General features: G+C 73.1%; 19 protein-coding genes. 6 read left to right on the top strand and 13 right to left on the bottom strand.

Going from position 1 to position 25595, the window contains the following annotated elements:
• Positions 1 to 5: 5 nt before the first annotated feature.
• The 6 genes from murF to mraZ form a co-directional block, all read right to left on the bottom strand.
• A complete protein-coding gene (gene murF, locus ACG83_RS09750) occupies positions 6 to 1556 on the bottom strand; it encodes a UDP-N-acetylmuramoyl-tripeptide--D-alanyl-D-alanine ligase (protein WP_054565819.1) in 1551 nt (516 codons plus the stop codon).
• On the bottom strand, positions 1553 to 3100 hold the full coding sequence (locus ACG83_RS09745; protein WP_054566536.1) for a UDP-N-acetylmuramoyl-L-alanyl-D-glutamate--2,6-diaminopimelate ligase: 1548 nt from the start codon (positions 3098 to 3100) through the stop codon (positions 1553 to 1555). Before ACG83_RS09745 ends, murF begins: the two co-directional genes overlap by 4 nt.
• Positions 3101 to 3295: 195 nt before the next feature.
• On the bottom strand, positions 3296 to 5671 hold the full coding sequence (locus tag ACG83_RS09740; protein ID WP_054565818.1) for a penicillin-binding protein 2: 2376 nt from the start codon (positions 5669 to 5671) through the stop codon (positions 3296 to 3298).
• Positions 5668 to 7305, bottom strand: a complete 1638-nt coding sequence (locus ACG83_RS09735) for a hypothetical protein (RefSeq protein ID WP_054565817.1) — start codon at positions 7303 to 7305, stop codon at positions 5668 to 5670. Before ACG83_RS09735 ends, ACG83_RS09740 begins: the two co-directional genes overlap by 4 nt.
• A complete protein-coding gene (gene rsmH / locus ACG83_RS09730; RefSeq protein ID WP_198955435.1) occupies positions 7302 to 8321 on the bottom strand; it encodes a 16S rRNA (cytosine(1402)-N(4))-methyltransferase RsmH in 1020 nt (339 codons plus the stop codon). The genes ACG83_RS09735 and rsmH overlap by 4 nt, the downstream gene beginning before the upstream one ends.
• A 263-nt stretch (positions 8322 to 8584) precedes the next feature.
• Positions 8585 to 9016 (bottom strand): division/cell wall cluster transcriptional repressor MraZ, encoded by a 432-nt coding sequence (gene mraZ, locus ACG83_RS09725; RefSeq protein WP_054565815.1) that lies wholly within the window; start codon positions 9014 to 9016, stop codon positions 8585 to 8587.
• 539 nt (positions 9017 to 9555) lie between these two features.
• Here mraZ and ACG83_RS09720 point away from each other — a divergent pair.
• The 5 genes from ACG83_RS09720 to ACG83_RS09700 are packed head-to-tail and all read left to right on the top strand — an operon-like array spanning position 9556 to position 15833.
• Positions 9556 to 10584 (top strand): MoxR family ATPase, encoded by a 1029-nt coding sequence (locus ACG83_RS09720; protein ID WP_054565814.1) that lies wholly within the window; start codon positions 9556 to 9558, stop codon positions 10582 to 10584.
• A gap of 6 nt (positions 10585 to 10590) precedes the next feature.
• A complete protein-coding gene (locus tag ACG83_RS09715; protein WP_054565813.1) occupies positions 10591 to 12150 on the top strand; it encodes a DUF58 domain-containing protein in 1560 nt (519 codons plus the stop codon).
• Positions 12147 to 14552 (top strand): DUF3488 and transglutaminase-like domain-containing protein, encoded by a 2406-nt coding sequence (locus ACG83_RS09710; RefSeq protein ID WP_054566535.1) that lies wholly within the window; start codon positions 12147 to 12149, stop codon positions 14550 to 14552. Before ACG83_RS09715 ends, ACG83_RS09710 begins: the two co-directional genes overlap by 4 nt.
• Positions 14553 to 14607: 55 nt before the next feature.
• Positions 14608 to 15507: an IS5 family transposase gene (locus ACG83_RS09705; RefSeq protein WP_054565812.1), complete on the top strand. Its 900-nt coding sequence runs from the start codon at positions 14608 to 14610 to the stop codon at positions 15505 to 15507.
• 35 nt (positions 15508 to 15542) lie between these two features.
• Positions 15543 to 15833 carry a hypothetical protein gene (locus ACG83_RS09700; RefSeq protein ID WP_083473123.1) on the top strand — a complete coding sequence of 97 codons (291 nt, stop codon included), beginning with the start codon at positions 15543 to 15545 and terminating at the stop codon, positions 15831 to 15833.
• 212 nt (positions 15834 to 16045) lie between these two features.
• Here the strand turns inward: ACG83_RS09700 and ACG83_RS09695 are convergent, their stop codons facing one another.
• The 7 genes from ACG83_RS09695 to ACG83_RS09670 form a co-directional block, all read right to left on the bottom strand.
• Positions 16046 to 16468, bottom strand: coding sequence for a DUF3040 domain-containing protein (locus ACG83_RS09695; protein WP_054565810.1), 423 nt, complete (start codon positions 16466 to 16468; stop codon positions 16046 to 16048).
• 192 nt (positions 16469 to 16660) lie between these two features.
• Positions 16661 to 17863: a DNA polymerase IV gene (gene dinB, locus ACG83_RS09690; RefSeq protein ID WP_076824232.1), complete on the bottom strand. Its 1203-nt coding sequence runs from the start codon at positions 17861 to 17863 to the stop codon at positions 16661 to 16663.
• Between the two features lie 8 nt (positions 17864 to 17871).
• Positions 17872 to 18024, bottom strand: coding sequence for a hypothetical protein (locus ACG83_RS45780; RefSeq protein ID WP_162604157.1), 153 nt, complete (start codon positions 18022 to 18024; stop codon positions 17872 to 17874).
• A 101-nt stretch (positions 18025 to 18125) separates the two neighbouring features.
• Positions 18126 to 21422, bottom strand: a complete 3297-nt coding sequence (locus ACG83_RS09685; RefSeq protein WP_054565809.1) for an error-prone DNA polymerase — start codon at positions 21420 to 21422, stop codon at positions 18126 to 18128.
• Positions 21415 to 23127 carry a DNA polymerase Y family protein gene (locus ACG83_RS09680; RefSeq protein ID WP_054565808.1) on the bottom strand — a complete coding sequence of 571 codons (1713 nt, stop codon included), beginning with the start codon at positions 23125 to 23127 and terminating at the stop codon, positions 21415 to 21417. Before ACG83_RS09680 ends, ACG83_RS09685 begins: the two co-directional genes overlap by 8 nt.
• On the bottom strand, positions 23124 to 23828 hold the full coding sequence (locus tag ACG83_RS09675) for a hypothetical protein (RefSeq protein WP_054566533.1): 705 nt from the start codon (positions 23826 to 23828) through the stop codon (positions 23124 to 23126). Before ACG83_RS09675 ends, ACG83_RS09680 begins: the two co-directional genes overlap by 4 nt.
• Positions 23819 to 24490, bottom strand: a complete 672-nt coding sequence (locus tag ACG83_RS09670; RefSeq protein ID WP_235497815.1) for an SAV_6107 family HEPN domain-containing protein — start codon at positions 24488 to 24490, stop codon at positions 23819 to 23821. The genes ACG83_RS09675 and ACG83_RS09670 overlap by 10 nt, the downstream gene beginning before the upstream one ends.
• A gap of 158 nt (positions 24491 to 24648) precedes the next feature.
• Here ACG83_RS09670 and ACG83_RS09665 point away from each other — a divergent pair, with 158 nt between their 5' ends.
• Positions 24649 to 25587, top strand: coding sequence for a hypothetical protein (locus ACG83_RS09665; protein WP_054565806.1), 939 nt, complete (start codon positions 24649 to 24651; stop codon positions 25585 to 25587).
• The last annotated feature ends 8 nt before the right edge of the window (positions 25588 to 25595 follow it).

The following is a 25595-nucleotide window of genomic DNA, read 5'->3' as shown; positions in this document are numbered from 1 at the left end:
GAATGTCACCCGCGCGTGCCAGGTTCGCCGGAGTGCCCCACCGTATTCCACGTGTACTCGGTCCCCTCGATCGCGGCGCCCGCGACGCCGTCCTTTCGATCTTCCTGACCGGCACCGCTGCCCGTGACAGGCCCCGCTGCCAGCCCCGCCGCCACTGCTTCGAGCCCGAACGACCGGCTCGCCTTCACCAGCACCACATCGCCGGGACGGACCTGCCCTCCCAGGAAGGCCACGGCCTCGTCGACACCCGGCACCCAGGTCGACTCGCCCGCCCAGCCGACGTCCTCCCGGGCGGCCTCGTGCATCCCGAGAGCGCCCGGCCCGACCGCGACCAGCCGCGGCACGCCGAGACTCGCGACGAGCCGGCCGAGGTCGCGATGGGCCTCGGCCGCGCCGGCACCGAGCTCACCCATCGGCCCGAGCACCGCCCACGCCCGCCCGTCGCCCCGGATGTCCAGCAGTGCCGCCAGCGCGGCACGCATCGACTCCGGGTTCGCGTTGTAGGCGTCGTTGAGCACCACGACACCGCCGGGGGTGGTGGTGACCTCCATCCGCCACCGGCTGCGCGGCCGGGCCCGTTCCAGCGCCGCCGCGGCGTCGGCCGGTGCGAGGCCCAGCCCGATCGCCGCGGCAGCGGCGGCCAGCGCGTTGGCGACCTGGTGTGCCCCGATCAGCCCCAGCCGCAGCCGGTGGCGCTCACCCGAGGCCAGCAGGTCGAACGCGGCCCGCCCGGCGGCGTCCACCTCGATCCGCTCGGCGCGGACGTCCGCCCCGGCGCCGGTACCGAACAGCATGACCTTCGCCGATGCCTGCACCCGGGCCGCCATCGGCGCCACCAGCAGGTCGTCCGCGTTGAGCACGACCAGCTCGCTGGCCGCCTCGGCCAGCTCGCCCTTCGCGACGGCGATACCGCGGCGGCCGTCGGCGTACTCACCGACGTGGGCCGACCCGACGTTGAGGACGAGCCCCACCTGCGGACGGGCCAGCGCGCACAGCGTGGCGATGTGCCCGATGCCGCGAGCGCCCATCTCCAGCACCACGAAGCGCGTCTCCGGCTCCGCGCGGAGCATGGTCAGCGGCAGGCCGATCTCGTTGTTGAACGATCCCACCGCGGCGACCGTGGCACCCAGCCCGCCGGGCCCGCCGGAGCCATCGGCCGCACTGTCGCCGTCCGGCCCGCCGAGCAGGTCGGCCAGCAGGTCCTTCGTGGTGGTCTTGCCCGCCGAACCCGTCACGCCGATCACCGTGGCCGTGTAGCGGTCACGGACGCTCGCGGCCAGCGCCGCCAGGCCCACCGCCGGATCGGTGACGATGACCGCCGGCACGCCCACCGGCCGCGCCGCCAGCACCGCCAGCGCACCGGACCCGACGGCCGCGGCCGCGAAGTCGTGCCCGTCGACCCGCTCCCCGGGCAACGCCACGAACAGCGAGCCCGGGGCGACCTGCCGGGAGTCGATCACCACCGAGGTGACCAGGGCCGCCGGGTCCACGCCCGCGCAGTCGGCGAGCCGGCCCCTGGTCGCCGCCGCCACCTCGGCGAGGCTCAGCGCGATCACCGCGCGGCCCGCAGCGCCGCGGCCAGCACCTCACGGTCGTCGAACGGGGTGATCACGCCGGCGACGTTCTGCCCGGTCTCGTGCCCCTTGCCCGCGACCACCACGGCGTCGGCCGGCCCGGCCGCGGCGACCGCCAGCGCGATCGCCGCCGCCCGGTCGGGCTCGACGACGAACCGGCCCATGCCGGCCACCTCACGGGCGCCGGCGACGACCTGGTCGAGGATCACGGCCGGGTCCTCCGACCGGGGGTTGTCGTTGGTGAACACCGCGAGGTCCGCGAGCCGGGCGGCGGCGGCGCCCATCAGCGGCCGTTTCGCGCGGTCCCGGTCACCGCCGCAGCCCAGCACGACGATCACCCGCCCGGTCACCAGCGGGCGGACCGCCTCGAGCAGGGTGACCACAGCGTCCGGGGTGTGCGCGAAGTCGACGACGGCGAGGAACGGCTGGCCCCCGTCGACCCGCTCCATCCGGCCCGGAACGCCGGTCAGCGAGGAGATCCCCTCCGCCGCCGCCTCCAGCGGGACTCCGGCCGCGGCCAGCAGGGCCAGCGCGCCAAGGGCGTTCGCCAGGTTGAACCGGCCGGGCAGCGCTACCGAGAGGTCCGCCTTGGCCCCGTCCGGGCCGAGCGCGCGGCACACCGTGCCGGCCGGGCCGGCGACGACATCCTCCGGCCACCAGTCGGCGTCCGCACCGGTGACGGAGTAGGTTCGCGCGTCCGGGCGCTGCCGCGCGAGGCGCCGGCCCCAGTCGTCGTCGACGCAGATCACCGCGGCCTTGCTGCGCCCGGCCTCGAACAGCGCCGCCTTGGCGGCGAAGTAGTCCTCCATCGTCGGATGGAAGTCCAGGTGGTCCTGGCTGAGGTTGGTGAAGGCGGCGCCGGTGAACCGCAGCGCGTCGACGCGGTGCTGGGCCAGCGCGTGGCTGGAGACCTCCATCACCGCCGCGGTGACCCCGCGCTCGACCATCGTCGCGAACAGGGCCTGCAGGTCGCTGGACTCGGGCGTGGTCCGCACCGACGGGACGACCGTGCCGCCGATGCGGGTCTGCACCGTGCCGATCAGGCCGGTGGTGTGGCCGGCGGCCCGCAGGCCGGCGTCCAGCAGGAACGCGGTCGTGGTCTTGCCGTTGGTTCCGGTGACACCGACCAGCGTCAGCGCCTGGGTCGGCTGGCCGTACACCCAGGCGGCCGCCGGGGCCAGGTCGCGGCGCGGGTCGTCGGTCACCAGCACGGGGACCCCGACCCGGCCGGCCAGCCGGGCGGCACCGGACGCATCGGTGAGCACCGCGACCGCCCCCGCGGCGACGGCACCGACGGCGAAGTCGGCGCCGTGCACGTTCGCGCCGGGCAGGGCCGCGTACAGATCGCCGGGGATCACCGCACGCGAGTCATGGGTGACGCCGGTGACGCGGACGTCATCGAGGCGCACGCCGGGGCCGGGCTCACCGGAGGGCTCGAACGCGACGGCGACGGGGTGCAGGACGCCAGGCAGAGCGGCCAGCGACCGCGGTGACGGCGCTGCCGGACGTAGTGCCGGGGAGGTCACGGACACGACCTTAGTGGGCGGGGAGTCAGGGGATCCGCACGGGCGTCGTGGACGCCGGTGGTCCACCGGGACGACCCGGCCGTCTTCGGGCAGCTCACCGGCGAACCGCCAGCCAGAACAGGGCGCGCCGCCCCGGACACTCCGGACACGGAGGGCGTGCGCGGCTCGGTGGGACGGTCACAGGCCGGCACGGTGCTAGCGGTCCAGATCGAGGACCAGCGGCTCCGGCCTGGTCCCCGGCGGCGGCACCCCCAGCGTCGTGAGCGCGAAACTCATCACCTTGGAGAAGACGGGCGCGGCGACCTCGCCGCCGTAGTACGCCTTCTGCGGGTTGTCGAGCACGACCTCGACGACGATCTGCGGATCGTCCGCCGGGGCGAAGCCGATGAACGACGAGACGTAGCCCTTGTAGCCCCCGCTGGCCGCGTCGTACCGCTTGGCGGTACCGGTCTTGCCGGCCACCCGGTAGCCGGTGACCTCGGCGGCCGGGGCGGTGCCCTGGTCTGTGGCCACCTCCTCGAGCATGCGGGTGAGGGTGGTCGCCGTCTCGGTCGAGATCACCCGGCGCTCGGGCTCACGCGCTGTCTCCTGCGCCACCCCGTCCGGGCCGATGATGGCGTCCACCAGCCGCGGCGCGACCCGCAGGCCGCCGTTCGCCACGGTCGCGTAGACCGACGCCATCTGGATCGCGGTGGCCGACATGCCCTGGCCGTAGGCGATGGTTGCCGCCTGGCTGCCCGACCAGTCCGACGCCGCCGGCAGGATGCCCGCCGTCTCACCCGGGAAGTCGAGCTCGGTCTTCTCACCGAGACCGAACGCGCGCATCATCTCCTCCAGGTTGGCGCTGCCCACCCGTTCGGCGATCTGCACGGTCCCGATGTTGCTCGACCGCGCGAGCACACCGGCCGCGGTGAGGTGCTCCGTCCCGTGCGGCTCGGAGTCGTTGATCCTGACCCCACCCCGTTCGATGGACGACGGAACGGTGATCGGTGTCGTCGCGTCGATCAGGCTGCGGTCGAGCGCCGCGGCCATCGTGATGACCTTGTTGACACTGCCCGGTTCGAAGGCCTGGCCGGTGGAGCGGTTTCCGATCGCGTCCTGGTCCCGTTCGGTGATGTTGTTCGGGTCGTACTGGGGAGCGTCGGCCAGGGCCAGCAGGTCCCCCGTCTTCGGCTGCATCACCACGATGGTCCCGCCGTCGGCCTCGGAGTCCCGCACCGCCTCCGCGATCGCTCGCTGCGCCTCCCACTGGATGTCCTTCTCGATGGTGAGGCGCAGCGTCGATCCGTCGACCGGCTCCTTCTCCATGCTCTGCGCGGACGGGATCTCGCGTCCGGACGGGTCCGCCTCGATCTGGCGGCGGCCGTTCGTGCCGTGCAGCACGTCGTCGTAGGCCAGCTCCAGCCCGGCGCGGCCGTCGAGGACGTCGTTGTCACCGCGGCTGGTGAAGCCGACGAAGTTCGCGCCGAGGGTCCCCGCGGGATAGCTGCGCCCCCGCTCGTCCAGGACGCCGATGCCGCTCAGGCCCAGCCCGGTGACCTCGTCGCCGACCGACCGTTCGAACCCCCGGCCGAGGTAGACGAACCGTGCCTTGCGGTTCGTCGTCATCAGCTTCCGCAGCTCGTTCTCGGATCTGCCGATCACAGGCGCGAGCTTGCGCGCGGCCGTGAGGATCTCGGCCTCGGACATCACGAACGGGTCCGCGTAGACGGCGCGCTGCTCGATGTCCCGTGCCAGCGGGTAACCATGCCGGTCGGTGATCATTCCACGGTCGGCGGGCAGCACCGACTTGCGCAGGACCTGCTGGTGCGCCGCCTCCGCGTAGGCCGACGACCCGAAGCCCTGCAGCTGCGCGAGCCGGCCGGCGATCACGACCAGCACGGCGACCATCAGGACGACGGACGCCCGGATCCGCCGCCGCGGGCTCGCGAGCACGAACGGTCGTGGGGCACGCGTGGCGGAGCCGTCCAGCCCGCGCCGTGCCGGCGGACGCCGCCCGGCTGACCCGGTCCGGCTCCGAGCCGCCCCGCGAACAGGCGCGCCCCGGACGGGCCTGGTCCTGGAAGCCCCCGCGGTACCGCGGGCAGTGGAACGCGCCGGCTGACGGCCCGTCCCTGCCGCCCCACTCCTCGCCGAGGACGCACCCCGGGCCGAGGACCCGGCGCGCTCCGCCGAACGGCCACGGTCAGCCGAGCGGCCGCGAGCCGACGTGCCACCGGCCGAGGTCCGCCGGCCGCCACGGGCGGGCACGGATCCAGGCGCCGCCCGCGGGCCGGTGATCGTCTCGACGCCGTCGACCTCGGCATCCGTGTAGTCGTCGAACCAGTCGTCCTCGACCGGATCGGGATCTCGACGGACCGGCGGGCGGCGAGCGGGGGCACCGCGCGGGGGCACCCGGCGCGCGGGAGGCACCCGCGGGCGCTCCTGCTCCGGATCACGGCCGGAGAACCGGCGCACCGCCGGGTCGAGCAGGTCGTCGCTGCCCGAGCTCGGCTCCGCGGGCGAGCTGGTGACGAGACGCAGCCGGGAACGTCCACGGCCGGATGCCGGCCCGCGACCCGTCGAGCTCACTGACCGGCTACCGCCTCTCCACCGGCTCGGGCACCGGCGGCGGGCTCGCCACCCGCCGCCGCCCTGTCGCCGCTCGTGGCCTGGCCGTCCGCCGAAGCCGATCCCTGCGCCTGAGCCTGGCCCTGGCCCTGCGCTGCCGTGCCGGTCCCCACGGCGCCACCTGTCCCCGAGGGCGTACCGGCTCCCGCGGATGCGGTCGTCCCAGCGGTGCCCGTCGCGTCCTGACCGGCGCCGGTTCCGGTCGCGGTCGCGGTCGTTCCGGCCGCGGCGGATCCGGCCGCGGCGGATCCGGTCGAAGCCGTTCCGTCGGCCGCCGCCGACGGGACCACCACCAGCAGCATCCCGCTGCCCGCCTCGCGGGTGAGCACACGCGCGCCCGGCGGCAGTGGTGCGTCGCGCGGCAGGAACACGGGCACTTCGCCGGCAACCATCCCGAGCTGGGTGGCACGTGCGGCGAGCTGGCCCGGGTCCGACTGCTCGTCGAGCTGGACCGACAGCTCCTGCTCCTGACGGGCCAGCGTGGCGGCCTTCTGCTCGAGCTCGTCCGCATGGAACGCGTGCTCCATGAGCGCGATGTTGAGCAGGAGCAGGGACAGCAGGCCCGCTCCCATCAGGACGAGCAGAAGAGCCACGAAGGGACCACGCGGTGCGTTCGACCGCCCTGGGAGACGCCAGGACGACAGCCGTGGCCAGTCCGGGCGCAGCAGCGGCGAGCCCAGCGGCGGCGCGCTCGTGGCACCGACCCCCAACGACGTGGCCAACCGGCCGGATCCCGGCCGCGCCGCACCAGCCCGCGCAGTCGCGCCGGAACGGCTCGCCGCCGCACCAGAGCTGGCTGCGGCCGATCCGGAACGGCTCGCCGCGGTACCTGAACGAGTCGCCGCCGTCGCGGCGGCCGCACGGGCCGTGCCCGCGCCGGACCTGGTCGCGGCCGTGGCGGATCGGGAGGCTGCCGTGGATCGGGAGGCTGCCGCGGCCGATCGGCTCGTGGTCGTGCGGACGGCACCGGCTCCCCGGGCTACGGAGGACCGGCCGGCGCCCGACCGCACTGTGCCGCTGCCCGCCGCGCCCGATCGTGCGCCGCCGCGGGCACGCGGGGCCGCCGTGCCCGCGCGAGCGGCCCTCGTCGCGGCGGGACGCGTTCCGGTTCCGTCCATCGTCTGGTCTTCCATGTCGGCGTAGCCGGCGATGTCGACGCCGGCACCTTCGTGGTTCTGGCCGCGCGAGCGGGCCCGGCCGGAGCCGGTGCTCCGATCGCGCCTGGCCGGCCCGGACGCCGAGCCGTCCCGCTGCGGGATCACGCCGCCACGGCCGCGCTGCCCGGTGGCCTCGTCGTACGTCCCGGTGACCTGGCCGTACGTCTCGCCGGATTCGACGGACTCGACGGACTCGACGGACTGGTCGTGCGTCACGGTGGCCTGACCGGCCCGGTCGTATGCGGCATCGGCATACGCGCTGCTGTCGTATGCACCCTCGTCGTAGTCGGCCCGGTCGTATGCGGTGCTGTCATAGACGTACTCGGCGCGGCGGAACTCAGGCCCGGCCGGGTCCGTCCCGTGGCCCGCGGAACCGGACGCGCGACGAGCCGGACGGGCGCGACCACCACGGGGCAGCGGGTGCGCGGGAGCGGTCATCGGACACCTCCGGTCGGGTTCTGTGCACGGCCCGGCTCGGCCGCCACGCGTTCCACGGCACGCAGGCGGACGGATCCGGCCCGCGCGTTCCGCTCGATCTCCTGGTCGGACGCCGGCTCGGCGCCACGGGTCAGCCAGCGCAGCGTCGGGCGGGCGTCGTCGGGAATCACCGGCATATCCGGCGGTACGGCTGGAACCGCCCGCGGCCCGAGCGCGCGTTTCACCAGCCGGTCCTCCAGGGAGTGGTAGGAGAGCACCACCAGCCGGCCGCCCACCGCCAGCGCGTCGAATGCGGCCGGCAGCGCCCGCTCGAGCACATCCAGTTCGGTGTTCACCTCAATACGCAATGCCTGGAAGGTTCGCTTCGCGGGATTCCCGCCGGTGCGCCGGGCCGCCGCCGGAATGGCATCGCGGATGAGGTCCACCAGCCGCGCGGATGTGGTGAACGGGGCCGTCTGCCGCGCGCTCACCACCGCCTGCGCGATCCGGCGGGCGAAGCGCTCCTCGCCGTAGTTCCGCAGGATGCGGGTAAGGGAGTCGACATCGTAGGTGTTAAGCACGTCGGCCGCGGTCGGCCCGCGCTCCTGGTCCATCCGCATGTCCAGCGGCGCGTCCCGGGAGTACGCGAATCCGCGTTCATCCATGTCGAGCTGCATGGAGGAGACACCGAGGTCGAACAGAATCCCGTTCACCTCGGCGACACCCAGCCCGGAAAGAGCGTCCGGCAGCTGGTCGTAGACCGTGTGCACCAGATCCACCCGGGTACCGAGGTCGCCCAGCCGGTGGCGGCTGTAGGCGAGGGCGCGCTGATCGCGGTCAAGCCCGATGAGCCGGGCCCGCGGAAATGCCTCAAGCAGGGCCAGGGAATGCCCACCCAGCCCCACGGTCGTGTCCACCACGATCGCCCCGGGCCCCTGCATGGCGGGAGTGAGCAGCTCGACGACGCGCTCGGTCAGCACCGGCGTGTGCGTGACGTCCACTGCCAACCCCTCGGCCCTTGTCGAAAACTGGAACATCCCCCGGACGGTCACGCCGGTTCAGGTGACGCCGGGCGCGCCGCCGCCGGCGCGCTGTGATCCTCTTCCATCTCACGGTGCACGGATCAGGGATGCCGCGAGTCCGCGCCGACGACGGAAGCGGCTCTGCGAGGGAACGGCCGATGGGGTCGTACACCCAGGTCCCGCCCCGCTCGTTCGCCGGACGCCGGGGAAGTGGCGGCCGGTGGGAGCGGGGGGAGACCTCGACAGACGACCGATGGTCACATCGTGCCTGTGAAAACTCAGATGACTCCGGGCAGAACCTCCTCCGACAGCTCGGCGAAGGTCTCCTCCTGGTCCGCCAGATAGGTCTCCCATCGGGTGGAGTCCCAGATCTCGACCCTGGTGTTGGCGCCGTTCACCACACACTCGCGGGACAACCCGGCATAAGTGCGTAGCGCAGCGGGAATAGTGATCCGCCCCTGCCGGTCGGGAACGTCGTCCGCCGCCGAGGAGAAGAACACACGACTGTAGTCACGAAGCGCCTTTGCCGTGACCGGAGCCGTACGAAGGGACTCACTGATCCGGGCGAACTCCGCCAGAGGGAACACGTAGAGACAACGCTCTTGCCCCTTTGTGATCACTAGCCCCCCTTCCAGCTCTTCCCGGAACTTCGCCGGCAGCGTCAGTCGCCCTTTGTCGTCCAGCCGCGGCGTGTGGCTGCCGAGAAACACCGGCACCTCCCCGCCTGGCTCCGACCGAGACGCGCCCTGGCCACCAGAGACGACGGTTGGTTCACCCGACGGCAGCTGTTCACCAGACGACGGCTACCCGCGCCGCAAGCTCCCCTCCCCCACTGCGCGCCACTCTACTCCACTCCCCCCCACCTCACACCCCCATGACACCCCGCTACACCCCACCTCCCCCACTCCGGACGGGAGCAGCGGTTGTTCGCCACTACGAAGGTGGTATAAAGCGACTGAATTGGCGATTGATTGATCACAGAGCGCAATCGGCAAATGTTACGAATGCGCATCACGGTGCGAGCCGAGACCGCGCTCCATCACCCACTGCCGGCCCAGCAAGGACCAACGACGACCAGTCGCCCCGGGCACCCCCGAACGGATGTCACACTCAGAGGGGAGCAGGACACGTCGCGGTCATGTCCGGGTGGTGTAGCGGGGGGACCCGTGAGACGACCGGGACGCCACGGGACAACATTCCCGTAACGGTGGCAGCGGCCAGGACACGAGATCCAAGGGAGGCCGACACCGTGGTGACGGAGCCGGGAGTTCTGCGTTGGCATGACCCCGCGGCCGACATAGATCACTTGTCCGAGGTCGCCGACCGGGTGCGCCGCTCGGCGGAGACCGTCATCGACGGCAAGTCAGATGTGATCCGCACCGCGTTGGTCGTCCTGTTCGCCGAGGGCCACCTGCTGATCGAGGACGTGCCCGGTGTCGGCAAGACCATGCTGGCCAAGGCGCTCGCCCGCTCCATCGACGCCCGGGTCCGCCGGATCCAGTTCACCCCGGACCTGCTGCCCAGCGACGTGACCGGGGTGAGCGTCTACAACCAGGGAACCCGCGACTTCGAGTTCCGGCCCGGCCCGGTCTTCGCGAACATCGTGGTCGGCGACGAGATCAACCGTGCGGAACCGAAGGCACAGTCGGCGCTCCTGGAATGCATGGAGGAGCACCAGGTGACCGTGGACGGGGTCACCTACCGCCTCGAGCCGCCCTTCATGGTCATCGCCACCCAGAACCCGATCGAGATGGACGGCACCCGGGCGCTGCCGGAGGCCCAGCGCGACCGGTTCACCGCCCGGGTCTCGATGGGCTACCCCTCCCCCGCCGCCGAGCTGGCGATGCTCGACAACCACGGGCAGAACGATCCGCTGACGGGTGTCGCCCCCGTGACCAACGCGGCCGAGGTGGCCAAGCTCGCCGGCCTGGTCCGCTCCGTGCACGTCTCGGACGAGGTCCGGCAGTACATCGTCGACCTGGTCGGCGCCACCCGGCGACATCCCGAGATCACGCTGGGGGCGTCACCGCGGGCGGCCCTGCACCTCATCCGCACCGCGCGGGCACACGCGGCCATCGACCGGCGCGGCTACGTGCTCCCCGACGACGTCCAGGCACTGGCCAGTGCCGTGCTCGCGCACCGCCTCCTGCTGCACCCGGAGATCACGCTCTCCGGTGAGCCGACGAACGACATCGCGGCGCGGATCGTCACCGACCTGATCGCCCGGATCCCGGTCGCCCGGCAGGCGCAACCGCGGCCGCCGCGGCGCGGTCGCTAGAGACACGTGCACGACTACATCGCCGCACTGCGCGGGCTGACGGTACGCGGCTGCTCCTTCCTCGCCGCCGGTGGAGCGTGCATCGCCGCGGCCGCGATCATCGGCGAGCAGGACCTGCTCGCCGTCGCCCTCCTGCTGCTGATGTTCCCCCTGGTCGCGGCCGCGTTCGTGGCCCGGACGCGCTACCGCCTGGCCTGCACGCGCCGGCTCGACCCACCCCGGGTGACCGCCGGGGATACCGTCGCGGTACGGATCCGGCTGGACAACGTCTCCCGGCTGCGCTCGTCCGTCCTGCTCGTCGAGGACGTGACGTCCCATCTCGGCCACCGGGCACGTTTCGTGGTGGACCGCATCGAGCCGGGCGGCTCGCGTGACCTGTCGTACTCCATGCGGGCCCAGACCCGCGGCCGGTACCAGGTCGGGCCGCTGACCATCCGGCTGACCGATCCGTTCGGCCTGTGCGAGCTGGAACGCAGCTTCCGCGGCAAGGACAACCTCACGGTCGCGCCCGCGCTCGAACGCATGCCGCTGGTGCCCTCCGTCGGGCTGTCGACGCTCAACAACGCGGTGCGCCGTTCCTCCGCTCGGGCAGGTGACGACGAATCGACGACCCGGCCCTACCAATCCGGAGACGACCTGCGCAAGGTCCACTGGAAGACCACGGCCCGGCTCGGTGAGCTGACGGTACGCAGAAGCGAGCGGCCACTCACCGGTGCGGCCACCGTGCTGCTCGACACCCGGGCCGACTCCTGGCCCGCGGACCATCCCGACGGCCCGTTCTCGTGGGCGGTCAGCGCGGCGGGCTCGATCGCGGTCAACCTCGCTCGCAGCGGCTACGGGGTGCGACTGCTCACCGGCAGCAGGGTGGCCGCCACCGGCCCCGGCAACGCCGTCGGCGCGCTGCTCGACCAGCTCGCGGTCATCGAGCCGAGCCCGTCCGCCCTGCTGAACCCGGCGCTGGCGAGCCTGCGGTCCGCGGAGCACTCCGGCATGGTGGTCGTCGTGCTCGGACGGGTCGACCAGGCCACTGCCACCCTGATCGCCGGTGCCCGGCCACGGAAGGCACCGGCGATCGCCGTGCTGACCGACATCGCTCAGTGGAGCGCCGAGGAGTCGACCGCCGCCAACACCGTCGAGATGTCCCGGCACATCCTGACCAGGCACGGGTGGACCGTGCTGGTCGCGGACCGCACGACACGGCTGGCGGACACCTGGCCGCGGATCTTCCGTCCTGGGGCGGGCGGCGGACGAACGCACTCGCGCCTCGGCGGTTTCGGTGCTGGTGCTGGTGCTGGTGCTGCGCCTGGCGCAGCCGGTGTCGGCGGCGGCGCCGGCGGCACCAACACGCCGCGGCCAGGCTCGCGGCCGACCGGGGCCGGGCCGCGGACTCCCGTGCCGGGCTCGGCATCAGGCCCGGGTCCGGCACCCGGAACGGCACCGGGGGTGACGCCCACCCCGGCCCCGGGGCCCACCGGGCCGCTCTACCGACCCGGCTCGCCGTATGAGCCCTCCCCGACCGCGGCCACCACGGGCGGACCGGCCACCTCGGCAGGCCGCGGGTGGTGACCCCACGGCCGATCGCCTCCGTGTTCGGCGGCGCGGCCTGCCTGCTCGCCAGCACCGCCATGGCACCGCTGTTCGCCGGCACCGTCTGGTGGTTCCGGCCTGTCCTGATCGCGACAGTGGTGGGGGTGGGCACGGCCGTCCTGGGCCGGCATGTCGGCCGGTCGATCCGGCACCCCGCGCTCACCGGCTTCTGCCTGAGCCTCGTCGGCCTGTGCATGTCCGTCACCGCGGTGGGCGCCCACGAGGCCGCGTTGCTCGGTCTCATCCCCACACCTGCCTCGACGTCGGCCCTGTTCGACCTGGCCACGCCGATCAGGGACGAGATCAGGCAGCTCGCGGTACCGGTGCCCGAGCAACCGGGCCTGGTCGTCCTGGTCCTCGTCGCCACCTACGTGGTCGTCATGGCCGTCGATCTGCTGGTCGTCGTCGTCGACCGGCCGGCGCTGGCGGGTATCCCGCTGCTCGCGCTCTTCCTCGTCCCGGCCGCCATCCTCCCCGCCGGCGTGGGCATCCTGCCCTTCGTGCTGGGCGCGATCGGTTTCGTCGCGCTGATGCTGCTGGACGGCAACCGCATGGTGACCAGGTGGGGCCGCCTGACGGGGGACCGCTCCCCCAGGATGATCAGCAACGGGCTGGGCGGGCTCGGGGCACAGATCGCCGCGGGCTGCCTGGTGATCGCGGCGGTCGTGCCGCTGGTGCTGCCGTCTCTGGACGGGCGGGGCGTGGTCAACAGAGGCAGCGCGATCGGGGCCAGCGAAGGCCGCAGCTCGGCCAGCGTCATCCAGCCCATCGTCTCGCTGTCCCAGCAGATCCACAACGAACGCGAGGTCCCGCTGCTGCGGGTGTCCACCGCCACCCCCAACTACCTGCGGCTCACCGCGCTGGAGAACTTCGACGGCCAGCGCTTCACGCTCCGGACGCTGAACGCCACCAAGGATGCCCGGGTCAGCGAGGGCCTGCCGGGACCCGAGGCGGACGTCCGTACCGTTCCGGTCGAAGCGACCGTGACGGTAAGTAAGGAGATGACCGAAAGGTACCTCCCCGTCCCGGGTATCCCCACCCGCTTCGACGGCCTGGTCGGCGACTGGCGCCTCGCCGAGCCGACCGGCACGGTGTTCTCCACCCGCACCTCCACCGCCGGGCTGCGCTACACCGTGCAGGCCGAGGTTCCCGATCCGACCTCCGAGCAGATCAGGGCCGCCACCGGCGCCGTGCCCGGCTCCATGGGCGTCGTGACCGCCCTGCCCGCCGGCCTCGATCCCCGGCTGCCGACGCTGCTCGACCGGGTCACCGCCCGCACCGACACCGACTACGCGAAGGTCGTCGCCATCCAGAACTATCTGCGTGGCCCGGACTTCACCTACGACCTGACCGGGGCGCCCACAGCTCAGGACGGCGCCCTCGCCGACTTCCTGTTCTCCAGCCGGCGTGGGTACTGCGAGCAGTTCGCCTCCGCCATGGCCGTGCTGGTACGGCTGCTCGGCCTGCCGTCCCGGGTCGCCATCGGTTTCACGCATGGAACGCAGCAGTCCGACGGCAGCTGGCTGATCACCAACAAGCAGGCACACGCCTGGCCCGAGGTCTGGTTCCCGACACTGGGCTGGATCCCCTTCGAGCCAACCCGCCGCACCGACGGGAGCACCCCCGCACCGGACTACGCACCGTCCACCGACCCGGCTGACGACGCGGGAGCGTCGTCCACCCCCGAGGCGGACGACTCGGTCGGGGTCGAGCCCACCCCGGTCGTGACGCCCGTTCCCGCGGACCCGGGCGCCCTCGATGAGGAGGCGGAGCAACCGGTGGGGTCGGCCGCCAGGGGTGCCCGGACGCATTCGTTCCCGCCGCCGTGGCTGCCCTGGGTCGGGCTGGGGCTCGGCGTTCTGGGGCTGCTCAGCGTGCCGGCGCTGACCCGGCTCGTGCTGCGACGGCGCCGCATGGCCGCGGGCCCGCACGGCCATGCGGGCTCGGCGGCTCCGACGGACGCGGCGCTGGTCGCTCGGGTCCACGCCGTCTGGGCCGAGCTTGTCGACATCGCCGCCGACCTCGGGATCCGGCTGCGAAGCAGCGACTCGCCACGATCCGGCGCGCAACGCCTGATCTCGTTCCTGGAGGCCGGGCCCGAGGCCGGATCGCCGGAGATCCTCGCGGCGCGGGACGCGCTGATGCGGCTGGCCACGGCCCAGGAACGGGCTCGCTACGCCCCAACGGGGACGATCGCGTTCGACCCTGCTCTGCTGACCGATCTGGCGCTGGCGCGCAGGGTGCTGTGGTCCGTCACGCCGCGTGGGCGGCGGGCGATGGCGACCGTGGCCCCGCCATCCGTGCTGCGACGGATCACGCCGGGCCACGATGACAGACCGGTCCTCGCGGTGACCGGCAGCGGCCCCCGCGAGGGGGCCTAGGGCCTGTTTTGGAACCCCGGTTCGTGGCGGATCTTCACCGTGGTGATGATCCGCTGTGGGTCGTGGGGATCTTTCGGATGAGCAGTGGGCAGCGCTGGAGCCGTTGCTTCCGGTGGCGGGACGGGGACGTCCAGCGAGGTATCAGCGCAGGCTGATCGACGGGATCCGATGGCGGGTCCGGACAGGCGCACCATGGCGGGATCTCCCCGTCCGGTACGGGCCCTGGCAGACGGTCTACGGCCTGTTCCGCCGCTGGCAACGGGAAGGCGTCTGGGCGCGGATCGTGACCCGGTTACAGACCCGCGCGGACGCGGCCGGTCTGATCGTCTGGGAGGTCAACGTCGACTCCACGGTCTGCCGCGCCCACCAGCACGCCGCCGGCGCCCGCCGCGACGGCGACACCCAGAAGGAACCACCCGGCGGCGTGACCGTCGAACCGGCCGACCACGGGCTCGGCCGGTCCCGCGGCGGACTGACCACCAAGATCCACCTGGTGGTCGAACAAGGACAGAAACCCCTATCGGTGCTGGTCACCGCCGGGCAACGCGGGGACAGCCCCCAGTTCACCGTCGTCCTCGACCGGATCCGGGTACCACGCCCAGGTCGGGGACGTCCCCGGACCCGGCCCGTGCGGGTCCGCGCGGACAAGGCCTACTCCTCCCGCGCGAACCGGACCTGGCTACGCCGTCACGGGATCGCCGCGACGATCCCCGAGCCCGCCGACCAGATCGCGAACCGGAAACGACGCGGCTCCGCCGGTGGACGCCCACCCCGGTTCGACCGGGAGGACTACAAGGCCCGCCACGCCGTCGAGTGCGGGATCAACCGGCTCAAACGCCACCGGGCCGTAGCGACCAGGTTCGACAAACTCGCGGTCCGCTACGAGGCCACCCTCCACCTCGCCGTGATCGGCGAATGGCTCCGTCCGGCGGCCGGGACCGGACTGTCATGCTGAACCCGCAACCGCCAGCGGAACAGAAGGGCAGGGCCGTGGCCGCCGAACACTACTGCGCCGACAGCGAGAACGGCGACCATGTCGATGACCCTTCCGCACGGGTCCTGACCAGGCTGATCGCGTCCCTGGACCTGGCCGGCAACACCTTCGTCGTGATCCAGCCCGACACCGACGACCCGCCCTGGTTCACCTCCGCCGTCCTGCTCGACTCCCTCACCTACGAAGTCGAACGCCACGACCACCGCACCGGTGAACACAACAAGACCCACACGACCAACCCCGCGGCCATCGCCGGCGACCTCACAGCCTGGATGACCAGCCGCTAACCCGCCGACCAGCTCAACCCACTTCCAAAACAGGCCCTAGCCGACCCAGCCGTCCTGGCGGGCCCAGCCAACCGGCGGACCCAGCCAAGGGGTCCTGGCGACCTGGCGGGAGCCTGGACTGACCCGGGACCTGGACCGCCGGCTGGCTGAAGCCGGCTCACAGCCCAGGTCTCGGCTCACAGGTCTCGGCGCTCACAGGTCTCGGCCTCGGCTCAGGAGCCGTCTTCCCAGCGCCGGCGCCAGCGCTCCTCGACCCGCTCCATGAACGACGAGGACGAGCGAGGCTGGCGCTGCCTGCCGCCGGGCCTGCCTCTCGCCCCCGGGGTACGACGCCCGGTGTCAGGCCCACGCCCGCTCATCCGCCGCAGGTCCGCAGCGCCCCGAAGAGCCGCGAAGAGCATCATCGCGAACCCCAGGATCCCCAGGATGACCGTCAGAGGCACCTGGTTGAGGACAACCCCCACGACGAGGACGACGAGACCGAGGACGAACACCCCCGCACTGCGCCGAACCCGCCGGAGCAGGTAAGTCCGGGGATTCGTCGAACGGACCGTGCTCGCGAACTTCGGATCGTCCTCGACGAGAGCGCGCTCGATCTGCTCCAGTAGGCGCTGCTCGTTTTCCGAGAGCGGCATCGACGCTCCTCCCACGACCTTCAGGCCCGCCGGACGGAACCTGACACCCAAGAATAGGCATGTGCGGGGCCGAGGCGGTAGGCAACTGGTCATGCTGTGTCCAAGCAGGTTCGAACCCTTACCGACCAGAGCGATTCGGCGTACTGGCGTCTTGCCCGGGCCGGCCGCGTTCATGCCAGGCCCATCCTACGATCATGGGCGGACGATCATCACCGTCCGGTGTTCGGACGGAGATGCCAGCAGTGATGCGGGCTGGACGGATCCGTCCCCGAACCGCCGGTGTGCCCCGTCGGTAGCCCGGTCCACGTCCGCCCAGCGTGCCGGTTGTTCGTCGAAGGTCAGCTGACGCCCCGCCCGCGCGGCCGCCGCCAGGCCGGACGCCCGCACCCCCACCAGCCGTACCCGTGGCCGCTGGGTGCCCCACAGCTCGTCGAACAGCTCCCGGGCGGCACGGTAGACCAGCCAGGTGACGTCGGTCGGCTCGCGCAGCGTACGCGCTCGGGTGACAGTGGTGAAGTCGGCGTAGCGGACCTTGATCGAGATGTTGCGAGCGACCTGGCCACGCCCGCGCAGCCGGCCGGCGACCCGGGTGCAGAGCCGGAGCAGCTCTCGTGCCAGCGGTTCGGGCTCGGCCAGATCCGCCGGGAAGGTCTCCTCCGCGCCGATCGACACCTCGGTGCGGTCCGGGTCGACCCGGCGGTCGTCACGGCCGTGCGCGAGTGCGATCAGATGATCCGCGGCACCCGCTCCCAGCGCCCTGCGCAGCGTGTCCGCCGGGGTCCGTGCAATGTCGCCGATGGTGCGCAGCCCCAGCCGGGTCAGCGTCTCCTCGGTGCGCGGCCCCACTCCCCACAGCGCCGCCGTCGGCAGCGGGTGCAGGAAGGCGAGCACCTCCTCGGGACGCACCACCGACAGTCCGTCCGGCTTGCAGCGGGTCGATGCGATCTTCGCGACGAACATCGAGGGCGCCACCCCGATCGAACAGGTGAGCCCCTGCTCCGCGGCGATGCGCGCCCGGATCGCCCGCGCGATGTCGACCGGGCCGCCGAACAGCCGCCGCGCCCCGGCGACGTCCAGAAACGCCTCGTCCAGGGAGATGGGGGCGACGAGCGGGGTCAGGTCGCGGAAGACGCCCATGATCGCGCGAGAGGCCTCGCGGTAGCGCCCGTGATCGGCGGGGACGACGACCGCCGCCGGGCACATCCGGCGCGCCTGCGCCATCGGCATGGCACTGCGTACCCCGAAGGCTCGGGCCTCGTAGGTCGCGGACAGCACGACGCCGCGGTCACCACCCCCGACGATCACCGGTCGCCCGCGCAGCCCGGGAGTGTCCCGCACCGCCACCGAGGCGAAGAAGGCGTCCATGTCCACGTGCAGGATGGGGCATTCCGGCAGGCCCGGTCCTAGCGCGGCAGCAGCAGACCGATGATCAGGCCGAGGAGGAGCCCCCCGGCCGACAGCCCGGCCAGCCGCCGCAGCCAGGTGTTCCGCTGTCGCAGCAGAGGGCTCTTCGCTTCCGCTGCCGCCTGCCGGTCGTCCATACGAGTCACAGCCACCAGAAATCACCACTCTCGGTAATCACCCCACCCGCGAAAGTAACTGATGGTGACTGAGTCTGTGACTGTATGCAAGGGCTGTGCCGGCCGGAGCCGCGCCGTCATCGGAAGTCCCTGGACCGCCGGCCCACGGCCAGTGGCAGCGGCCGCAGGCTCTCGGCGATCACGTTCACCACACCCTGCGCGCTCTCCAGCCGGCCCCGCACGATCAGGGCCGGTGCCGACCGGGCCACCGACCGGTGCCTGGCCCACACCCCACGAGAACAGATGATGTTCACCAGGCCGGTCTCGTCCTCCAGGCTCAGGAAGGTCACGCCCCCCGCGGTCCGCGGACGCTGCCGGTGCGTCACCACCCCGGCCACGAGCACCCGCCGGCCCCCGCCGAGATCCCGCAGCCGCCGGGCGACCACGACTCCCAGCTCGTCCAGCCGGCCGCGGACAAGCTCGGTGGGATAGCAGCCCGGGGTTATCCCGGTCGCCCACAGGTCGGCGACCACGGTCTCCGTTGTGGTCATCCCCGGCAGCGCGGCGGCGACGGCCGACACGTCCGCGCCGAACACCATGCCGTCGAGCCGGCCCGGACGAGCCTGGGCAACCGCCCCGGCCGCCCACAACGCCTCCCGCCGGGCCAGCCCGAAACAACCGAACGCCCCGGCCGTCGCGAGGGCCTCGATCTGCTCGCTCCGCAGCCCCACCCGGCGCACCAGATCGCTCATGTCCTGGTAGGGACCGCACGCGCGGCGTTCGGCGACGATGCGTTCGGCCAGCGCGTCGCCCAGCCGCCGGACCCCGGCCAGACCGAGCCGCAGCGCCGCAGGCGAGCCGACCAGGGTCACCCCCGCCTCGGACGCGTTGAGATCCGGCCCGTGCACGACGACACCATGCCGACGTGCGTCGGCGACCAGGCTCTGCGGCGAGTAGAAACCCATCGGCTGCGCGTTGAGCAACGCGGCGCAGAAAGCCGCCGGGTAATACAGTTTCACCCAGGAGCTGGCATAGACGAGGAACGCGAAACTCACCGAATGACTCTCCGGGAAACCGAAGTCCGCGAAGGCCGCGAGTTTGGCGTACAGATCGTCCGCCACCGCCCCGGTGATACCGTTCACCGCCATTCCCGCGTAGAAACGGGTCCGCAGCCGGTCGATGCGCTCCGTGGCGCGTTTGGCCCCCATGGCCCGCCGGAGCTGGTCGGCCTCGGCGGGGGTGAACCCGGCCACGTCGATCGCCATCTGCATGAGCTGCTCCTGGAACAGGGGCACCCCGAGCGTCTTCTCCAGGGAACGGCGCAGCAGCGGATGCGGGTAGACCACCTCCTCCGCTCCGTTGCGACGTCGGATGTACGGATGCACCGAGCCGCCCTGGATGGGCCCCGGCCGGATGAGGGCGACCTCGACGACCAGGTCGTAGAACCGCCGCGGGCGCAGCCGGGGCAGGGTCGACATCTGCGCACGGCTCTCCACCTGGAAGACCCCGACGGAGTCGGCCGCGCACAGCATGTCGTAGACCGCTGGATCCTCCGGCGGTATCGAACCGAGATCGAGCTGCCGGCCGTGATGCGTGCGGATGAGGTCGAAGACACCGTGCAGCATCGACAGCATGCCCAGGCCCAGCAGGTCGAACTTGACCAGCCCGGCCGCGGCGCAGTCGTCCTTGTCCCACTGCACCACCGTGCGCCCCGGCATGCGGGCCCACTCGACCGGGACCACCTCCGCGACCGGACGATCACAGATGACCATCCCGCCGGAATGGATCCCCAGATGGCGGGGGAACCCGAGAAGCTGGCCCGCCAGATCAAGCACCTCGGCCGGAATCCCCGCCGACGAGTCGGGTGCCTCGATGCCGGCACCGGCGCCACCATCGGCATCGGCCCTGGTGTCGGGCCGGTCGGCGGGATGGGCGGGGCGTGGCATCCCCCGGTCGATCTGCCGTGACCAGGCGTCCTGCTGGCCGGGCGAGAAACCCAGTGCGCGGGCGACATCACGCACCGCGGACCGCGGCCGATAGGTGATCACATTCGCGACCTGCGCGGCCCGGTCCCGGCCATAGCGCCCGTAGACGTACTGGATGACCTCTTCCCGGCGCCCCGACTCGATATCGATATCGATATCCGGAGGGCCGTCCCGCTCAGGCGCGAGAAATCGCTCGAACAGCAGGCCGAAGGAAACCGCATCCACATTGGTGATGCCAAGCGCGTAACAGACCGCCGAGTTCGCCGCCGAGCCGCGCCCCTGACAGAGAATATCGCTTCTCCGGCAGAACTCGACGATATCATGGACAATCAGAAAATAACCCGGAAAACCCAGCTGCTCGATCACCTTGAGCTCGTGGACAAGCTGGTCGTAGGCCCCCGCGACCCGCTCGGCCTGCGCGGGGCCGTAGCGGCGGACGGCGCCCTGCATGGTCAGCAGCCGCAGCCAGCTCGCCTCGTCATGCCCGGGGGGAACGGGGAAGTCCGGCAGCCGCGGCGCGACCAGATCGAGACCGAACGCGCATTCCGCGCCGATCCGGGCCGCGGCATCGACCGCCCCCGGATAGCGCCCGAACCGGGCGGCCATCTCCGGGCCGGACCGCAGGTGAGCCGTGCCGGCCGCGGGCAGCCAGCCGTCCATCTCGTCCAGGGACCGCCGGGCCCGCACGGCCGCCATGGTCGCGGCCAGCCGCGCCGACGCCGGCGTGGCGAAGTGGACGTTGCCGGTGGCGACGACCGGCAGCCCGGCGTCCCGCGCGAGCTCGGCGAGGGCGTCGTTGCGGGCCGAGTCGAGCGGGGCGGCGCGGTCCCACAGCTCGACGGCCACGTTCTCCCGGCCGAACAGACCGACGAGCTCGTCGAGGGCACGGCGGGCCGCGTCCACCCCCCGCTCGGCCACGGCCATCCCCCGCTCGTGTTCCACAGCCGGTTCTCCCGCGGCCAGCGCACGCGGGACAGCGCCCTTGCGGCAGCCGGTGAGGATCTGCCAGTGCCCTCCGCTGGCCGCCGCGAAGGCCTCCACCTCCGCGATCATGATTCCCTTCTCCCCGCCGGCCAGATGCGCGTCGGACACCGCCCGGGACAGCCGGCGGTACCCCTCCGCGTCCCGGGCGAGGATGACGAGGTGGGTCGCGTCCGGATCCGCCGCCCCGTCGCGGGGGGCCGGGGATCCGAACGAGACCTCCGTGCCGAACACGGTGGGCAGCCCCGCGGTCGCCGCCGCCTCCGCGAACCGGACGGTGCCGTACATCCCGTTGTGATCGGTCAGCGCGAGGGCTGACAGGCCGAGCCGGACGGCCTCCGCGACCAGATCCTCGGGCTGGCTGGCGCCATCCAGGAAGCTGAACGCCGAATGGCAGTGCAGCTCCGCGTAGGGCACCACCGGCACCTGGGGTTTCGCAGTCAGCTTCTCAACCAGCCTCTCAGTCATAGGTGGCCTCCAACCACCAGCGGCCGATCTCCACGAAGAGCAGGGACGCTGACCCGTCCGCCGCCACCAGCTGGAAGCGGGCACGGCGCCGACCGACGGCCGGATCCCACCAGCGCTCGTCCACCGGCCATGGGCCCGCCCAGCCCGTGATCCGGGTGGGTGCGGCTCCGTCGACCGACAGCCAGGCCGGGCTGGCCGTCACCGTGCAGCGCCCGCTGACTCCGACGGGTTCTCCGCCCTCGTCGAGGACGAGCGCGGGCAGCGGTTCGTCGTGCACCGTGGCCGGCGCGGGCGCGGGAACTGCTCCCGGCCAGGGCGGAGCCCCCTCTCCACGGGCCCGGCCGCAGCCGCCCGGGCGCCCACCATGGATGCGCGGGCCTCCACCGTGGCCGCGAGGCCGGCCGGCCTTCGCCGGTTCCCGCGAGCCCGCCGGTTCCCGCGGCTTCGCCGGTTCCCGGGACTCGCCAGGTTCCCGTAGCTCCGCAGGCTCCCGGGGCTCTCCCCAGGGAACCAGCCGCACCCGCCGGGCCGGATCACGCCCGCCCTCGACCACGGGGATGGTGACCGCGCCCGGACCGAGCAACCCCTGGACGCGGGTCAGAGCCCGATCCACCCGGCCGGACGCGGCCCCGGGCTCGCCCCAGAGCCCGAGCTGACGACCATCCCCCGGCAGCAGCCCTTCCGGGGTGACCCGCACGAGCACCAGCCCGGATGTCGGCCGCCCGGTGGGGCCCGGTTCCTGTGCGGTGCCGGTCAGCCATCCGTCGAGCTGCCAGCGGACCCGGTCGGTGATGCCGGCGACGGACAGCGGCCCGTCATGCCGCCAGACCCGCTGCCGCCGTTCCCCGTGCTCCGTCTCCGCCTCGATGACGATCCGCGTGCAGGCGAGGCCGCTGTCACGCAGCCGCTCCTGGGCCTGCTCGGCGAGCCGGCGTGCGGCGAAGGCAGCCTGCTCCACCCGCTCCGCCGGCGCCTCGAACTCCACGGACACGCTCAGGTCGACCGGTCGCTCACGGGGTGCGAGTGGCCGCTCGTCCTCCCCGCGGGCAAGCCGGTGCGCCACAGCGCCATCCGGACCGAACCGCGCCAGCACGTCGGCCGCGGGCAGCCCCGCGAAGGCGCCGAGCGTGGCCAGGCCGAGCCGACGCAGGACGTCGACCAGCTCCGGCCGGTCGAGCAGCTCCACGGGCAGCGGGGCGAGGAAGCCCGGAGTACCGCCGGGAGGGACGATCCGACCCAGACGGGCGGCCGCCAGCGCGGCGAACGGACCGTCGGCGACACCGACCCGGACGACCGCCTGAAGATCCGCGCTTTCAAGGCACGCCTCGACCGCGCCCCGCACCTGGGCGGCCGCCACACCGTCGCCGCCGAAGTAGCGGGCGGCGCCTCGGGAACGGACCAGGCAGTCGCCGGGCCGCACCACCTCCGCTCCGGGCACCACGCCTTCGACAGTCGCCACGACCGGTTCGAAGGTCCGGGCGTCCCGGTCCGGATCGGCGGGCACGAGGATCAGGTCAGGGCAGCGCGCCTGTGCCTCCCGCCGCCGCAGCCCCGGGTGCACCCCGCGGGCCTGGGCCGCCGGACCGGCGCTGTGAACCTGGTTGGCGGCGAGGACAGCCACCGCCTCACCCGGCCGCCGGCCGGCCGCGACGGCGGGCCAGTCCGGGATGTGCACCGCGAGCATCCGAGTCGACACGGGCCTCATCCCGCCCCGGCGGCCATCGGCAGCACCGTCACCGTCTCCGCCAGTTCCGCGGGCATGCCCGGCAGGGCCGGCCCGACCAGATGCCCCGGCCCCGCCAACCACACCTGCCGGGGCCGGCTGGCCGCCCCCCGGCCCTCCACCCGGACCAGGGCGCTGTGGCCACGTAGATGCCCATGGCCCTGCCCCAACCCACTCCAGCGCCGGGCGACCACCGACAGCCGCAGGTCTGCCGCCTCCCAGTCGCCCGCGACCAGCAACAGGGCGCCCCGTTCCCGGGCTCGGGCCGCGAGCCTGCGGGCGTCAGAACCGTTCCCGCCCCGGGGTGGCCGCAGGACCACGATGTCCATTGCGTCGAGCAGGGCCGCGACGACCACCGGCCACCGCGGCCCGGGATCCGCCACCACGGCCAGCCGCTCCGGTACGACTCCCGCCTCGATGGCGGCCAGCATCCCCAGTGACCGGTGCCCCACCACCCCGCACCAGGCACCCGCCTGGGAGGGCTCGGCCAACAACGTCAACAACAACGAGGACGACCCGCTGACGCTGACCGTCGTGCCGCGCCGCAGACCGCCCGCGGGCAGCACCCGGGCCAACGCCGGCAGCACCGGGAGAAGCCGCTCACCGCCCGCGCCGGCCCGCGCCACACCGGCCCGCGCCGCCGCCGGGTGGGCCACGATCTGCTGAAGCGCACTCAGCGCCACGTCCACCCCTCGGAGGATTCGGCCTGCGTCAACGACGGCTGGGAGGGCACGCCCAGCGCCGCCTCGACGATCCCGAGGAAGATCTCCACCTGACGAACAAGATCATCGGCATCCCTGGCCGTCACGACGGCGAGCCCGGCCTCGGCCGCCGCGCGCCGGCCGGCGCCTTCGGCGAAGAACGCCGCCCACTCCTGGAGCTCCGGAGCCACCACCGCCAGCAGCTGCCAGGCACTCGCCGGACGGCCCCGATGCCCCGGACGGGGCTGGGCCCGGGCGGCGAGAACAGCGGCGGCGACCCGCAGCGCGGCCAGATGCGCCAGCGCGTAACGCTCGCCGGGCCGACGCGCGAAGGCCGCCTCGGCCAGCCCACGCCGCGCCGAGGCGAGAAGCTCGTCCCGGGAACGCCGCGGCAACCCCGCGGCGGGGAGCATGGTTCGACCAGCGGGCCGCCCGGGCACCTGCCCGGGCGCGGTCGGCGCGCCCCCGCGAGAAGCCACCGCGGCACCGGATGAGCCTGGCCGGTCGACACCACCAGGCCCGCTCACCGGTGCGCCACCACCCACCGGGCTCCGGCCGTCAGGTTCCCCGCCGCCCCGGCCACCGTCGTGCTCGCCACCAACCGCCGCGCACCCGTCGACGGTGTTCCTTCGAACCGCGCCCATGGGGATCACCTCTCAGGTACCGGCCTCTCGGACGTCAGCCCGCCCACCCATTCGGACGTCGAACACACGTTCGAATATAGTAGTGGCCCAACAGAACGTCAACCGCCGGCGCGGCACACCATCGGGCCAGGCGGCGGGGCGAGGCGACCGACAGATCGATGGAGGCGGTGAAGGCCTGCATGTTCGTCACCTTCGACCTCTGGCATGTCCCGAGGCGCCGGGCAGCTCAGGCGGCGGCCCGCATGGCCCTCGACCGTCCGCGGCTGCGGCAGGCGTCCGGGCTGACCTTCAGCAGGCTGCTGGGCACCGGCGGCGGCCGCCGTTTCACCCCTCTCGACGCCGACCCGTCCCGGTGGGCTCTGCTGGCCGTGTGGGACACACCCGCGGCGGCGCGGGCGTTCGAGCGTTCGAGCACGATCCGCGCCTGGGCGCGGCTGGCCGACGAGCGCTGGCGGGTCGACCTGCGTCCGCTGCACTCCCGAGGGCTGTGGTCAGGGCAGGCACCGTTCGGGCCACAGCCCGGCGCCGGCTCGGGTCGCCCACCGGTACACGACCGCCACGACGCACCGGTGGCCACGCCGGCAGGCGACGCACCGGCAGGCGACGCACCAGCAGGCGACACGCCGGCTCGTGACACGCCTGTGGTGGCCCTCACCCGGGCCCGGCTCGCGCCGCGGCGGGCCGTGCTCTTCTGGCGCGCCGTACCGCCGGTGGCGGCGGAGCTCCGCGACGCCGACGGGCTGCTGTTCACCGCCGGTATCGGCGAGGCCCCGATCGGCTACCAGGGCACCTTCAGCGTGTGGCGGGACAGCGCCGCCCTGCGCGCCTTCGCCTACCAGGGGCGGGCCCACGCGGCGGTCGTCCAACGAACTCCCCGGGAACGCTGGTACGCGGAGGAGCTGTTCGCCCGTTTCGCCGTGCTCGGCTCACACGGGACGGTCCGGGGCACGGACCCCTGCGCGGGCCGCCTCGGGGCGACGGCACGACTGCCGACGGCACATGTGACCGATGACGCGACGGAGCGCCGCGGGGAGCACACAGACGAGCATGGGGCGGATGCTCCGCGCACACCCGACGCCGCTGATGGCGGGTCGTAATAGCACTG

The sequence above is a fragment of the Frankia sp. R43 genome, from assembly GCF_001306465.1.
Taxonomy (GTDB): domain Bacteria; phylum Actinomycetota; class Actinomycetes; order Frankiales; family Frankiaceae; genus Parafrankia; species Parafrankia irregularis.
Note: the sequence above shows the minus strand (reverse complement) of the source record. Positions and strands in the feature narration are given on the sequence as shown.